Source organism: Arthrobacter pasteuri (assembly GCF_054510955.1).
The window spans coordinates 1476256-1489825 of the sequence record NZ_JBTNDO010000001.1 but is presented as its reverse complement, the minus strand read 5'-3'; the positions used below and the strand labels follow the sequence as shown (position 1 = coordinate 1489825).

The window sequence follows — 13570 nt, the reverse complement described above, 5'->3', positions numbered from 1 at the left end:
AGCACGACGACCCCCAGCAGTCTGTGGCCCGTCCGTACGCGGACGGGCCACACCATCAAGGAGAACCATGAGACAACGACGTCTGGTCGCAGGCGCTACGGCGTTCGGCCTGATGACGGGAGCCGGCGCCCTCGCGCTCCCGGCGGCCCAGGCCGACGAACCGACAGTCCTGCTGAACGAGGATTTCGAGGACGGCAGCTTCAGCCCGCTGGCGCAGAACGGCGGGCCCGCACTGTCGGTCGTCGACGCCGACGGCGACAAGGCCCTGCTGGTGAAGGGCAGGACCAACGACTACGACGGCATCAAGACGCCCGCCAACCTCCTGCAGGCGGGAGGAACCTACACCTTCTCCGCGCAGGTGAAACTCTCGGCGGCAGCCGGCACGACGACGTCGGCGCGCTTCGTCGTCGAACCCGCCTACAGCTGGGTGGGCAACACCACGGTGTCTGCGGATGCCTGGACGACGGTGACCGGCACCTTCAACGCCCCCGCCGGAGCCGACCCGGCAACGCTGCGGGCCTACCTCGGAACGGGAGACCTGGGTGCACCCTACGACTACCTCGTGGACGACGTCGTGATCACCGGCACGGCCGCACCTGCCGACGGGGGAGCGTGGCAGCCCACGCCCGACCCCTCCTTCGTCCCGGGTGGCGCGATGAACCCCACCACCACGCCCCTCGCCTCGGCACGCGCGACGGGCAACGCCGTCGCCCTGACGTTCGACGACGGGCCCAACCCGGGCGAGACCGCCGCCGTGCTCGACCTCCTGCGGGACAAGGGCATCACGGCGACCTTCTGCATCATCGGACAGAATGTCCAAGCCTCCGGCGGCACCGACCTGCTGCGGCGCATCGTCGCCGAGGGGCACACCCTGTGCAACCACGGTACGTCCTACGCGGACATGGGTTCGTGGACCCAGGCGCAGATCGAGACCGACCTCAAGGAGAACCTGCGCATCATCCGGGCCGCCGTCGGTGACCCGTCGCTCCCGGTTCCCTACTTCCGCGCACCCAACGGGAGCTGGGGCGCCACCGGCGAGGTCGCCGCAGCGCTCGGCATGCAGCCGCTCGGCCTCGGCAGCATCATCTTCGACTGGGACGGCAACGACCTCAGCGAGGCGACCCTGACCGCGAACCTCCGCAAGGCCTTCACCCCCGGCGCCGTGGTCCTCGCCCACGACGGCGGTGGGGACCGCTCGAACACCGTCAAGGCGGTCACGACGGTCGTCACCGAGAAGCTCGCCGAGGGGTGGACGTTCACCCTGCCGAGCGGTGGAGCCGCGGTTGCAGGATCCGTCGGCGTCACCTCCGGGTTCGAGGCCGGCACCGACGGCTGGACGGCCCGCGGCGACGGAGTCTCCGTCGCAGCGAGCACCGATGCGCGCACCGGTTCCGGCAGCCTGCTCGTCACGAACCGCACGCAGCCCTGGCACGGAGCGGCCCTCGACGTCACGGCCGACCTGCCGGTCGGGACAGCGGTCGAGGTATCCGTGTGGGCGAAGCTCGCACCGGGCCAGGCTCCGGCATCGCTCAAGGTGTCGGTGCAGCGCGACAACGGCGGCGGGAGCGCGTACGACAGCGTCGCCGGGGCCGGCGCCTCGGTCACCGCCGACGGCTGGACCCAGCTCAAGGGCACCTACACGCTCGGTGCGGCTGCCGACAAGGCGCAGGTGTACGTCGAGGGTGCGGTGGGAGTGGACTTCCTGCTGGACGACTTCAGCCTCGCACCGTTCACCGAGACGTCCATCCAGACGGATGTCCCCGGGCTGAAGGACGTGCTCGGCGCTGACGGCATCGAGCACGTCGGTGTGGCCATCGACGCGCGAGAGACCGTGGGAACGGCCGCCGACCTCGTGCGCAAGCACTTCAACGCCTTCACGCCCGAGAACGCGGGCAAGCCGGAGAGCGTGCAGCCGGTCGAGGGACAGTTCACCTTCACCCAGCTGGACCAGCTGCTGGACTTCGCGGACGCGAACGACGTGAAGGTCTACGGGCACGTGCTCGCATGGCACTCGCAGACCCCGGCATGGTTCTTCAAGGACGGTACCCGCGACCTGACGAACAGCCCGGCCGACCAGGCGCTCCTCAAGGCACGCATGGAAGCACACATCAAGGGCATCGCGGACCACATCAACGCCCGCTACCCTGACGGGAACAGCCCCATCTGGGCCTGGGACGTGGTCAACGAGGTCATCGCGGACGGCGACAACGCCAACCCGCACGACATGCGGGACAGCCGCTGGTTCCAGGTTCTCGGCGAGGGCTTCGTCGACCAGGCCTTCCGCCTGGCCGACCGCTACTTCCCCGACGCGGCCCTGTTCATCAACGAGTACAACACCGAGATGCCGGAGAAGCGGGCCGACTACCTCGAGCTGATCAGCGCACTCGAGGCCCGCGGCGTGCCGATCGACGGCGTGGGGCACCAGGCCCATGTCGACGTCGCCCGCCCCGTGCAGTGGCTCGAGGACTCCGTCAAGGCCGTCGAGGCCCTGGACCCGAAGCTCCTGCAGGCCATCACCGAACTGGACGTCAACGCGTCGACGGAGAACCAGGGTGCCGATGTCAGCGGCGCTCCGGTGGATCCCTACAGCCCGGCGTTCGAGGACGACGCGGACGCGGCGGCGGAGGTCGGCTACTACTACCGCGACCTCTTCGCCATGCTGCGCGAGCACAACGAATCCGTCGATTCGGTGACCTTTTGGGGCATCAGCAACGCCCGCACCTGGCTGCGGACCTGGCCGATGGCCCGTCCCTGGGAGCAGCCGCTGCCCTTCGACGACGAGCTGCAGGTCACCCCGGCCTACTGGGGCATCGTCGACCCTGCCAAGCTGCCCGCACGGCCGGCCGATGTGCTGCCGCCGCGGATCGCGGACACCTCGGACATCACGGCGGTCGCCAACGGGGCCAGCGGCGCCAAGGTGGCCTACGTCCTGCCGTCGGCCATCGACACGCTCGACGGCGTGGTGCCACTGGCCTGCGTACCCCTGTCGGGGAGCCGCTTCCCGGTCGGCATCACGACGGTCACGTGCACCGCGACGGACGACGCCGGGAACTCCCGGACCAGCTCGTTCGACATCGTCGTGACGCGCAAGGAGGCGGGGAAGCCCTGACGCAGGTCGCTGAACCGCACTGAGCACGACGAAGCCCCTGTCCTCTCCGAGGGCAGGGGCTTCGTCGTGCTGTTCTCGTCCTGCTCGTGCGGACCCGCCCGGTCAGGCGTAGGCGCCGAGCAGTCGCACCGAGCCGCCGTCGACGCCCTTGGCGCCCTGCACGTAGTCGGGTCCGTCCGTGCTGCCGTTGCCCGCGGCCTGCACGCTGCCCATGATCCAGGACGGCACGCCGGCCGCGTTCAGCTGGGCGAGGGCGGCATCCGCGCCACCGGCTCCGACGATCGCGACCATGCCGACACCGAGGTTGAGGGTGCGCTCGAGGTCCGGCAGGGGCACGGAACCGAGCTGCGAGACGAGGGTGAAGATCGGCGGAAGCTCCCACGTGGAGCGGTCCACGGTCGCTTCGAGCCCGCGGGGAAGCACCCGGGCGAGGTTCGCCGCGAGCCCGCCGCCGGTGACGTGGCTGAAGCCGTGCACCTGCGCTGCGTCCGCACGGGCCAGCGCGAGGCAGTCGGAGGCGTAGATGCGCGTCGGCTCGAGGAGCTCCTCGCCGAGGGTCCGCCCGAGTTCGGAGACCTGGCGGTCGAGGGCCCAGCCGGCCTGGTTGATGACCCGGCGCACCAGCGAGTAGCCGTTGGAGTGGAGGCCCGACGAAGCCATCCCGATCACGACGTCGCCCTCGCGGACGCGCTCGGGACCGAGGACCCGGTCGGCCTCGACGACGCCGGTCGCGGCGCCCGCGACGTCGTACTCGTGCTCACCGAGCAGGCCCGGGTGTTCCGCGGTCTCGCCGCCGACCAGTGCCGTGCCGGCGGCCGAGCAGCCGGCCGCGATGCCGCGGACGATGTCCGCGATGCGCTCGGGGACGACCTTCCCGCACGCGATGTAGTCGGTCATGAAGAGCGGCTCCGCGCCGACCACCACGATGTCGTCGACGACCATGCCCACCAGGTCGAACCCGATGGTGTCGTGGATGTCCATCGCCTGCGCGATGGCGACCTTGGTGCCCACGCCGTCGGTGGACGTCGCGAGGAGCGGCCGCGTGTAGGTGAGGAGGCGGGACACGTCGTAGAGCCCGGCGAAACCACCCACCCCGCCGAGGACCTGCTGGCCGTGCGTCGCGCGCACCGCGTCCTTCATGAGCTCGACGGCGCGGTCACCCGCTTCGACGTCCACTCCTGCGCTGGCATACGTGATGGGGTTGGACGCGCTCATACCCGCTCTTTCTTGTCTTCGTCGGTCAGTACGGCTTCGAATTCGGCGTCCGGCCCCGGATCGCATCCCGTGGCTCCGGACTTGTCCGCAGGATTGGAGCGCTCGAGCAGGTTCTTGCCGAGGCGGTCGTCGTCGGGCAGTTCGATGGGGTACGTCCCGGTGAAGCACGCCGTGCAGAGGCGCTCGCGGGGCTGCTGCGTCGCGTCGATCATGCCGTCCTCGGAGATGTACGCGAGGCTGTCGGCGCCGATGGACTTGCTGATCTCGTCGATCGCGGCACCATTGGCGATCAGCTCGGCACGCGACGCGAAGTCGATGCCGTAGAAGCAGGGCCAGCGCACCGGCGGCGAGGAGATCTTGACGTGGACCTCGGCCGCCCCGGCCTCGCGCAGCATGCGGACGACGGCGCGCTGGGTGTTGCCGCGGACGATCGAGTCGTCGACCACGATGATGCGCTTGCCGCGGATGACCGATTCGAGGGCGTTGAGCTTGAGCCGGATGCCGAGCTGGCGCAGGGTCTGGCTGGGCTGGATGAAGGTGCGGCCCACGTAGGCGTTCTTCACGAAACCGTGGGCGAAGGGGATGCCCGACTCCTCGGCGAATCCGACGGCGGCCGGCGTGCCGGACTCCGGGACCGGGATCACGATGTCCGCCGCGGCTGCGTTCTCGCGGGCCAGCTGGCGGCCCATCTCGACGCGCGACTCGTACACCGAGCGTCCGGCGATCGCGGCGTCAGGCCGGGCCAGGTACACGTATTCGAAGACGCAGCCCGCGGCGGTCGTCTGTGCGAAGCGGCTGCTGCGCACGCCGTCCTCGTCGATGGCGATGAACTCGCCGGGCTCGATCTCGCGGATGTAGCTCGCGCCGACCGTGGCGAGGGCCGCCTGCTCGGAGGCGACGACCCAGCCGCGCTCGAGGCGGCCGAGGACGAGGGGACGGACACCGTAGGCGTCGCGTGCGGCGTAGAGGGTGCCCTCGTCCATGAAGACGAAGCAGAAGGCGCCGCGGATGCTCGGCAGCAGGTCCATGGCCGTCTGCTCCAGCGAGCGGCCGTCGTTCCCGGCGAGCAGCGCGGTCACGAGGGCGGTGTCGGTGGTGTTGCCCTGCGCGAGTTCTCCCGCGCGGGGCTTGCCGTGGCGGTCAAGGACCATCTGGTACAGCTCGGCGGAGTTCGTGAGGTTGCCGTTGTGCGCGAGGGCGACGGTGCCGGCCGCGGTCGCTCCGAGCGTGGGCTGGGCATTGGCCCAGTGGGAGGACCCGGTGGTGGAGTAGCGGCAGTGCCCGACGGCGATGTGGCCGGTCAGGGTGTTGAGCGTCGCCTCGTCGAAGACCTGGGACACCAGGCCCATGTCCTTGTAGACGTTAATCCTGTGGCCGTCGCTGGTGGCGATACCCGCCGATTCCTGGCCGCGGTGCTGCAACGCGTACAGGCCGTAGTAGGTGAGCTTGGCGACCTCCTCGCCAGGTGCCCAGACGCCGAAAACACCACAGGCATCCTGGGGTCCTTTTTCGCCGGGTAGAAGATCATGGGAGAGTTGTCCGTCGCCGCGCGCCATGCGCCTATTCTCTCACGGCACGCAATGCCGCCCGCGCGAAGGGAAGCCGGCGTAGGACACACCTCCGCGGGGTGGGGGCGGGCGCCCTGCGTGCCGGTGTTCCGCCCGGACCCTCCCGGCGCTGTGGAGTCAGGCCGCTCCGTCGTCGTAGGTGCGCTCCGCACGGGCGCGTTCCGCCCGCTTCACGCTCCGCCGGTCGAAGACCAGCACGAGCAGCGCCGCGAGCATCAGGCCCGGGATGGCGAAGGCCACGGTGAAGAAACCGAGGATGGACTCGCGGGTGAGCGTGGGATCGGCCGGGCCCGTGTAGGCGATCACCAGTGCAGCGAGGAAACCGAGGATCGCACCGAGCATCATGAAGGGCACGAACTTGGGTGCCCTCCGGACGGTCACCTCGCGGTAGGCGGGAGCCTCCTCGACCGCAGGTTCTGCAGGAGCCCCGGCGGTGGATGCGGCGGGAGCGGTGGATGTGGCGGGAGCGGCAGGCTCGGGGGAGGCATCGCCGGCAGGGCCCGGGGTCACCGGATCCTCGCGGTCACCGGGGACCCGCTGCCCGTCCGCAGGCACTGCGCCGCGCGTGTCGGGGTGCTCGGGAGGAGTGGTCGGCGAGTGCTGCTCGGAGGTCATGGTTTAAGGCTACCGGGCGTCAGGGACGCCGCTCGACGAGCTGGTAGCCCGCCTCGCCGAAGACGAGTGTGTAGTCGGTTCCGGGGTAGCGCTGCTCCGCGTGGGCCTCGGCGTCGCTCGGCCGGACGGAGCCCCAGCTCCAGTCGTCCGCGTCGACGATGAGGTAGTCCGGTGCCGGGTTGGTGTTGCCGAGCCAGTACACGCGGGTGTCGGGGACGAGGTAGGCCATCAGCACCACCCCGCTCTCCACCGTCGATCCTTCCGGGATGAGGTCCATCATGCGGCGCGCGGCGTCCCAGCGATCCGACTTCCAGTAGGTCTCCGGCTCCACGAGCACGGTGAACTTCTGCCCGGGCAACAGCACCAGGCAGGCCGCGACGGCGGCGGGGATGCCGACCAGCGCGGTGCTGCGCACCCAGCTCCGGGGGCGGGTCCGCAGCGTATGCACGCCGTCCAGGAGGGCGAGGAAGAGCACGGGCATCAGTACGGCGCTGTAGTGCCACTCGGGCCCCCAGTAGCCGCCCTGGGTGGACGCGAACCGCCACAGGAGGGTCGGCAGCAGTACCAGGCTCAACGAGGAGCGGAGGAACAGGAACCCGCCGGCGAGCAGGAGCAGCAGGAGCGTCTCGTGCTTCGCCGTCCCGGAGACGAGGTCGACCACGGCGCTCACGGGGTCAGCGATCATCGCACGCACGTCGATCCGGTCCGAATAGTCGTACTGCCCGGCGGAGTTCAGGGCCGGGAGGATCAGCCGGACCGAGAGGATCAGCCACAGGAGTCCCCAGGCGGACAGCCAGAGTCCCGCGGCGGCGCGGAGGCGCCACGCGATCACCAGTCCGAGGGCGATGACGGTGAGCCCGAGGTCCTCCTTGACGAAGACGAGCAGCCCGCCCCAGACGACGGCCGGCAGGATGCGGCGCCGCAGGACGGCCTCGAGGCTCAGCGCGAGGAGCGGCACGGCGAACGCGATCTCGTGGAACTGCGCGGCGACGGCCGACTGCAGCCCCCAGGACAGGGCGTAGGCGATACCGACCGCGATCCCGGCGAGCGGGCCGAGGAGGCGCGTCCCGGCCCGTGCCACGACGGCCACCGACAGGGCGAAGAGGAGATCCTGCACGACCAGGAGAGTGAGGCCCGACGGCGCGACCGCGTACGCGGGCCCCAGCAGCACGAGCAGCGGATGGAAGTGGTCGCCCAGTAGGTTGAAGTCCTCGCCCTTAATGGGGACGATCGGTGCACCGAACCCGGCGTATGCCTTCGCCAGCTGCGTGAAGATGCCGAGGTCCCAGGACGGCGAGCTCAGCCGGTTCCACTGGGTGACGGAGAAGACGGTGTACAGGGCGGCCGCTGCGAGACCGGTGAGCCAGGCACCGAGGGGCTGGCCCCGCACGGCTCGGGACGTGCGGGCCGGGAGGGTGCTCAGGTGGGTGCCAAGTTCAACGTCCGCGCGGCGCGCGGTGGCGGGCCGCCCGGCCGCGGTCGCGGCGCTCGGTCGCCCGTCCGGCCCCGCGGCGCTCGGTCGCCCGTCCTGCCCCGCGGCGCTCGGCTGTCCGTCCTGCTCCGCGGCGCCGACCCTCCGGTCCGTGCTCACCCGTGGAGCCCGGCGAGGGGGAGCCAGGCGCTGAGGTCGGCGCGCTGCCCGGACGCAGCGACCTTGCCCGCCGAGACCGCCGACGGCCAGTCCGTGGTGCCGCTGACGAGGGCGAGCCACGTGGTGGCGTCCGTCTCGACGACGTTCGGCGGTGTGCCGCGGGTATGGCGGGGCCCTTCGACGCACTGCGTGACGCCGAAGGGCGGTACGCGGACCTCGACGCTGTTGCCGGGAGCCAGTTCGGCGAGTTCCTCCAGTGTGAAGCGCACGGCCGTCGCGATCTCGTTCCGGCCGGCCGAACCGTCCGCCACCCGGGCCAGTGCCCGGCGGCCGTCCTCGCCTGTGATGCGTCGTCGTGCCATGGTCCGTTCCTAGTCGAGCAGGGCCAGGACCGGGGCGGCGAGCCGCAGGCTGCCGACGGGGCGACCGCCGCCGAGGACCGGGGGTACCACCTTCTCGAGGACGGTCCCCACCTTGTCGGCGTCGATGGCGCCGGACGCGGCGAGCAGGGTCAGGCCGACGAGGGTGGCGGCCCGGGAGTTGCCGTCGAGGACCTTCAGGGCCAGGGACGCGCCGGTGTGTGCGGCGAGGACGAGGACGCCTTCCGCCCCGCTCTTGGCGAGGACGCCGAGGTCCTCCATGACCACCGAGTTCTCCATGCCGTTGCCGTGGACGGCCCAGGGGTAGTCGAGCATCGCGGTGGCGACCGTCGCCGCCCGCGCGTCGGCGTGCTTGTCCGAGGGCGCCTTGGCGACCTTGCCGATGCCGCGGGCGAGCCCCGTCAGTGACACGGCGGCGACGGGGGCGCCACAGCCGTCGACGCCCCACGCCGCCACGGACTCCTCGGTGTATTCCTCGATGACCGAGGCCACCGAGCGCTGGAGCGGGTGCGTGGGCTCGAGGTAGGTTGCGGTGTCCCAGCCGTTCTCGGTGCAGGCCCACAGGAAGGCCGCGTGCTTGCCCGAGCAGTTGAAGGCGATGCGCTGCTTGCCCTTGCCGCTGCGGACCAGCTCGTTGCGGGCTTCCTCGTCCTGTGGCCAGTCCTCGGGGCACTGCAGGTCGTCCTCGGTGACGCCTGCGGCGTCGAGCATGGTGCGGACCACGTCCATGTGCTCGCGGCTGGCGACATGGCTCGCGGCGGCGAGGGCCACCTGCGGGCCGCGCAGCGGTACGCCGGCCTTCATGCTGGCGAGCGCCTGGAAGGGCTTGAGGGTGGAGCGGGGGAAGATCGGGCTGCTGATGTCCCCGAGTTCGGTCACCACGGAGCCATCCGCCGCCAGGACGACGGCGGCACCGATGTGGCGAGACTCGATGAAGCCGTTGCGTTCGAGGACGGCGAAGTCGACGGCGTCAGCCGTCGTGAAGGTGGAGGGCATGGTCCCAGTATTCCCTACCCGCCGTCGACGTCGGGAGGGATGAAGGCAGCGACGAGGGCTTCGGACCCGCGGGCGAGGAGGGCGACGTCGGCTCCGACGAGGATGAAGGATGCCCCGCGGTCCAGGTAGTGGCGCTGTGGCGGGGGTGAACGCGTTGACGCCGGCCGGCTTTCCCACGCGTACTGCAGCTGTCAGTTCCGGGGTCGTCGTCGTGGTCCGCCCGGACCAGAATGTTGCCGTCGTGGTTCCCCTCGACGCTACCGGCGAGCTCGAGCAGTTCTTCGCGGGCCTCCACTCGCCACTGCGCACGGCGCAGCGGGCCACCTGGCAGGTGTCACGTGAGCGCAGCGAGCGGCCAGGGCTCCGGGAACGAGAAGGCGGAGGCGTACCTACGACCGGCCACCGGTGAAGCGCGGTGTGCGCTTCTGCTGGAACGCCGCGAAGCCCTCGGCGTAGTCGGCGCTGCCGCAGAGTTGGCCCTGCACCCGGTTCTCGTGCTCGAGCGACTCCCACAGTCCCAGCCGCTGGTCGCGGATCTGGGCCACCAGCTCGCGTGATGCGAGGAAGGCCTGTGTGGGCCCGTCGGCCACTGCTGCCGCCCTGGCGCGGGTGAACTCGAGCAACTCGTCTGCTGCAAGGGATCGGCTGAAGAGGCCGGAGCGTACTGCCTCGGCTCCGCTCATGAGGTCGCCGGTGTAGATCAGGTCCAGCGCGCGGTGGGCGCCGAGCCGCTCGGTGAAGAGCGCGTGCCCACCGGAGTCGAGGGTGGCACCGAGCCTGGCGAAGGGGGACCCGATTTTCGCCGTGTCCGCGACGTACACGACATCGGTGGCGATGGCCAAGCCCAGTCCCAGCCCCAGGCAGGCGCCCTGGACCGCAGCGAAGGTTGGGGCGGGAAAGCTGCTCATGGCGCGCAGCAGGGGGGTGACCTTCGTCGCGAGGAACCCGTAGGCGTCGTCGACCGCCGGGTCGACCGCCGAGATGTTCCGGCCGGCGCAGAACCCGCGGCCCTCGCCCCGCAGGATCAGGGCCCGCACTCCAGCCCGCTCGGCCTCGCCGTACGCGTCACCGAGCTCCCCGAGGGCTGCCTCGTCGAGGGAGTTCATCCGGTCCGGCGCGTTCAGCACCACTTCGGCCACGGGCCCGTGGATCAGCAGGTCGATCATGGTCGCTCCTTCGCGACGGAGCCGGAGGACCCGGCATGGTGTTCAGGTAGTTCAGGCATCGAAGTCGACCACGAGCTGATCGGACGTCGGCCGGGTCTGGCACGTGAGGACGAAGCCATTGTCGACTTCGTCCTTCTCCAGGGCGTAGTTCTCCTCCATGACGAAATCGCCGGAGACTACTTTGGCCCTGCAGGTGCCGCAGACGCCGCCGGCGCAGGCGAACGGCACGTCGGAGCGGACGCGCAGTGCGGCGTTCAGCACGGTCTCGCGGGCACTCCTGGGCGATTCGACGACGCCGGAGAGCCCGTCGAGGGTGAAGGTGATGCAGTAATTCTCGCCGGCGGGGTCTGCCTCGACGCGACGGCCCTGCTGGCCCTCCGGGCTCTCGGGTCTGCCGGTGGTGAAGAGTTCGAAGCGGATCTTCTCCTCGGGGACGCCGCGCTCCGCGAGGCTGTCGCGGCAGAGCTGGACGAGTTCGAACGGGCCGCAGAGGAACCACTCGTCGGTACGGTCCACCTGCACCACCTCGTCGAGGATGTCGTCGAGCTTGTCGCCGTCGATGCGCCCGGACATCAGGGGGCTGATGCGCTGCTCACGGGAGAGGACGTGGTAGACCGCGAGCCGGGAGGGATATTTGTCCTTCAGGTCGCCGAGCTCCTCGGCGAACATGACGTCCATCGCCGAGCGGTTGGCGTAGACCAGGTCGAAGGTCGAGGAGTCGGAGGCACGCAGCACAGCCCTGGCGATGGCCATGATCGGGGTGATGCCGGAACCGGCGGCGAAGGCCACGAGGTGCACGGAGGCGTTGAGGGCGACCTCCTCCGCGGCAAGCTCTTCCGCGTTGTTCATCGTGGTGAGCCCGAGCCGGGAGGTGAAGGCCCCCTGCGGGTTCATGACATCGAGGCGGTCACCTGCCCTGAGGGACTCGTTGGCCCAGGAGGAGAACACTCCGCCGAGGTCCTGCTTGATGGCGACCCGGATCTCCCCGGGAACGGGTTCGGCGCAGATGGAGTAGGAGCGGCGTACCTCGTGGCCGTCGATCATCGCGCGGAGGGCGACGTACTGACCCGGAAGGTAGTTGTAGTCGCTGATGAGTTCGGGGGGCACGGCGAAGGCCACCTCGACCGAGTCCGGGGTGAGCCTGCGTACCGAGGTCACCTCGAGGGTGTTGAACGTGGCCCGACGCCTGGTCGGTCCGGGGAGGGTGTCGGGCATCAGTGGACCTTGAAGTAGTCGAAGGGCTCCAGGCAGTCGTTGCAGACGTGGAGGGCCTTGCAGGCGGTGGACCCGAAGCGCGTCATCTCGCGGGTGTTCAGCGAGTGGCACCGCGGGCACTTGACGGTCAGGCCGAGGCGGACGGGTCCGACGGCGGCCATCCCCGTGGGCGGCGCGATGCCCCCCGTGGGCGGCGCGATGCCGTACTCGACGAGCTTGCGGCGGCCCTCGGCGCTCATCCAGTCCGTGGTCCAGGCCGGCTGCAGGACGAGCTCGATCCTGACGTCGGCGTACCCGGCGGTGTTCAGGGCCCGGGTCACGTCCGTGCTGATGGTCTCCATGGCGGGGCACCCGGAATAGGTGGGTGTGATGACGACGACGGCATGGTCGCCGTCGATCCGTGCATCCCGGAGGATCCCGAGGTCGGCGATGGACAGGACGGGCACCTCCGGATCGTCGACGGTGGCGGCGATGTCCCATACCCGGCCCGCATCGGCGGAGGTGGGCCGCAGCTCGTGGCCCGTGGGGTACGTCGCGCCCTTCTCCTCCGGGGCGGTCGTGCTTCCGGTCACCAGGTCGCGCCCGGGTGCTGACGGGCCAGCACCTGCATCTCGCCCAGGATGTGGCCGCGCTGCTCGCTGAACTCCCCGGAACGGTTTCCTCCGTAGGCGCCGGGGACGCCGGGCAGATCGAGGCCGGCGTCCCCGAGGGCGGCGCTGATCCGCCGGTCGACATCGGGGCGGAGGGAGGACGGCAGCACGGCGACGCCGTCGAGGGAGCGGACCAGGTCGTCGTCGTGGAACAGCTCATCGACGTAGGGCCATAGGTAGTCGAAGCCGGCCTGGATGCGCCGTCTGGACTCTGCGGTGCCGAGGCCCAGGCGCAGCACCCACTGGAGTGCGTGGTCCTGGTGGTACTGCACCTCTTTCAGGGCCTTGTCGGCGATGGCTGCGAGCGTGGGATCCGTGGAGGACACCAGCCGGCGGTAGAGCTCGTACTGGTAGAAGGAGAAGATGAGCTGGCGCGCGATGGTTCGTCCGAAGTCGCCGTTCTCCTGTTCGACGAGGCGGCACGAGCGGAATTCCTCCTCGTCCCGGAAGTACGCCAGGTCGTCCTCGGTCCTGCCCCACGCCGTGCCCGCGTAGGTGAGGAAGAAGCGGGCGTGCCCGAGCAGGTCCAGGGCGATGTTGGCCAGCGCCACGTCCTCCTCGAGTTCGGGGGCGTGGGCGATCCACCCGCTCAGGCGCTGGGCGAGGATCAGGGCATCATCGCCCAGCCACAGGGCGTAGGAGGCGACGTCCTCGGGCGCCCTGGTGCCGGCGGCGGCGATCTCCTCCGCGCTGATAGCACTGCCGGCACTGATCCTCGTGGCGGAGTCGTGGGACGCGAAGCTCACAGGTGCTTCACTCCTTCACTCTTCGTGTAGTAGGTGGCATGCCGGTAGCTCTTGCCCTGCGGGGATTCGAAGTAGCCGCCCTTGGAGTCGGGATCCGATGCGGTGATCGCCTCCGAGGGGATGACCCACACGGACGTGCCCTCGTTGCGACGCGTGTAGAGGTCGCGGGCGTTGCGTATCGCCATGGTCGCATCCGGGGCGTGCAGCGACCCGGCATGGACGTGGGAGAGTCCGCGCGAGGACCTCACGAACACCTCCCACAGCGGCCACGCAGCAGACGGCGTCGCGCCCTCAGCGGTAGGGGTGCCGGGGTTCATGG

Annotated in this window: 13 protein-coding genes and 1 pseudogene; 2 read left to right on the top strand and 12 right to left on the bottom strand. The window is 70.3% G+C overall.

Annotated elements, in window-relative coordinates; genetic code table 11:
* The first annotated feature begins 67 nt into the window (after positions 1-67).
* The gene (locus tag ACX80H_RS07010; RefSeq protein ID WP_459312061.1) at positions 68-3109 is read left to right on the top strand and encodes an endo-1,4-beta-xylanase; all 3042 of its coding nucleotides are present in this window, start codon (positions 68-70) and stop codon (positions 3107-3109) included.
* Positions 3110-3211: 102 nt separating this feature from the next.
* On the opposite strand, the gene purM is transcribed toward ACX80H_RS07010, so the two are convergent.
* The 7 genes and pseudogenes from purM to ACX80H_RS06975 all read right to left on the bottom strand — a co-directional run.
* Positions 3212-4324 carry a phosphoribosylformylglycinamidine cyclo-ligase gene (gene purM, locus ACX80H_RS07005; RefSeq protein ID WP_459312059.1) on the bottom strand — a complete coding sequence of 371 codons (1113 nt, stop codon included), beginning with the start codon at positions 4322-4324 and terminating at the stop codon, positions 3212-3214.
* Complete coding sequence (purF, locus tag ACX80H_RS07000; protein ID WP_459312057.1) at positions 4321-5880, bottom strand: amidophosphoribosyltransferase; 1560 nt, start codon at positions 5878-5880, stop codon at positions 4321-4323. Before purF ends, purM begins: the two co-directional genes overlap by 4 nt.
* Before the next feature lie 129 nt (positions 5881-6009).
* Positions 6010-6507 carry a hypothetical protein gene (locus tag ACX80H_RS06995; protein WP_459312055.1) on the bottom strand — a complete coding sequence of 166 codons (498 nt, stop codon included), beginning with the start codon at positions 6505-6507 and terminating at the stop codon, positions 6010-6012.
* Between the two features lie 19 nt (positions 6508-6526).
* A complete protein-coding gene (locus ACX80H_RS06990; RefSeq protein ID WP_459312053.1) occupies positions 6527-8098 on the bottom strand; it encodes a DUF2079 domain-containing protein in 1572 nt (523 codons plus the stop codon).
* A complete protein-coding gene (locus tag ACX80H_RS06985) occupies positions 8095-8460 on the bottom strand; it encodes a sterol carrier family protein (protein WP_459312051.1) in 366 nt (121 codons plus the stop codon). The genes ACX80H_RS06990 and ACX80H_RS06985 overlap by 4 nt, the downstream gene beginning before the upstream one ends.
* Before the next feature lie 9 nt (positions 8461-8469).
* Entirely contained in the window at positions 8470-9474 is a 1005-nt protein-coding gene (locus tag ACX80H_RS06980) for an asparaginase (protein ID WP_459312049.1), read from the bottom strand.
* A 14-nt stretch (positions 9475-9488) separates the two neighbouring features.
* Positions 9489-9666: pseudogene (locus tag ACX80H_RS06975) on the bottom strand (2-dehydro-3-deoxyglucarate aldolase); the annotation flags it as partial.
* Between ACX80H_RS06975 and ACX80H_RS06970 the strand changes: the two are divergent.
* Complete coding sequence (locus ACX80H_RS06970) at positions 9611-9883, top strand: hypothetical protein (protein WP_459313381.1); 273 nt, start codon at positions 9611-9613, stop codon at positions 9881-9883. The pseudogene ACX80H_RS06975 and the gene ACX80H_RS06970 overlap by 56 nt on opposite strands.
* Here the strand turns inward: ACX80H_RS06970 and ACX80H_RS06965 are convergent.
* From ACX80H_RS06965 to paaB, 5 genes are read right to left on the bottom strand one after another with little or no spacing between them, the layout of a single operon-like run.
* Positions 9864-10640, bottom strand: coding sequence for an enoyl-CoA hydratase/isomerase family protein (locus ACX80H_RS06965; protein ID WP_459312047.1), 777 nt, complete (start codon positions 10638-10640; stop codon positions 9864-9866). The two genes, ACX80H_RS06970 and ACX80H_RS06965, sit on opposite strands and share 20 nt — an antisense overlap.
* Positions 10641-10691: 51 nt before the next feature.
* A complete protein-coding gene (gene paaE / locus ACX80H_RS06960) occupies positions 10692-11855 on the bottom strand; it encodes a 1,2-phenylacetyl-CoA epoxidase subunit PaaE (RefSeq protein ID WP_459312045.1) in 1164 nt (387 codons plus the stop codon).
* Positions 11855-12427 carry a 1,2-phenylacetyl-CoA epoxidase subunit PaaD gene (gene paaD, locus ACX80H_RS06955; protein ID WP_459312043.1) on the bottom strand — a complete coding sequence of 191 codons (573 nt, stop codon included), beginning with the start codon at positions 12425-12427 and terminating at the stop codon, positions 11855-11857. The genes paaE and paaD overlap by 1 nt, the downstream gene beginning before the upstream one ends.
* On the bottom strand, positions 12424-13251 hold the full coding sequence (gene paaC / locus ACX80H_RS06950) for a 1,2-phenylacetyl-CoA epoxidase subunit PaaC (protein ID WP_459312041.1): 828 nt from the start codon (positions 13249-13251) through the stop codon (positions 12424-12426). The genes paaD and paaC overlap by 4 nt, the downstream gene beginning before the upstream one ends.
* Positions 13248-13568: a 1,2-phenylacetyl-CoA epoxidase subunit PaaB gene (gene paaB / locus ACX80H_RS06945; RefSeq protein ID WP_459312039.1), complete on the bottom strand. Its 321-nt coding sequence runs from the start codon at positions 13566-13568 to the stop codon at positions 13248-13250. Before paaB ends, paaC begins: the two co-directional genes overlap by 4 nt.
* Between the last annotated feature and the right edge of the window lie 2 nt (positions 13569-13570).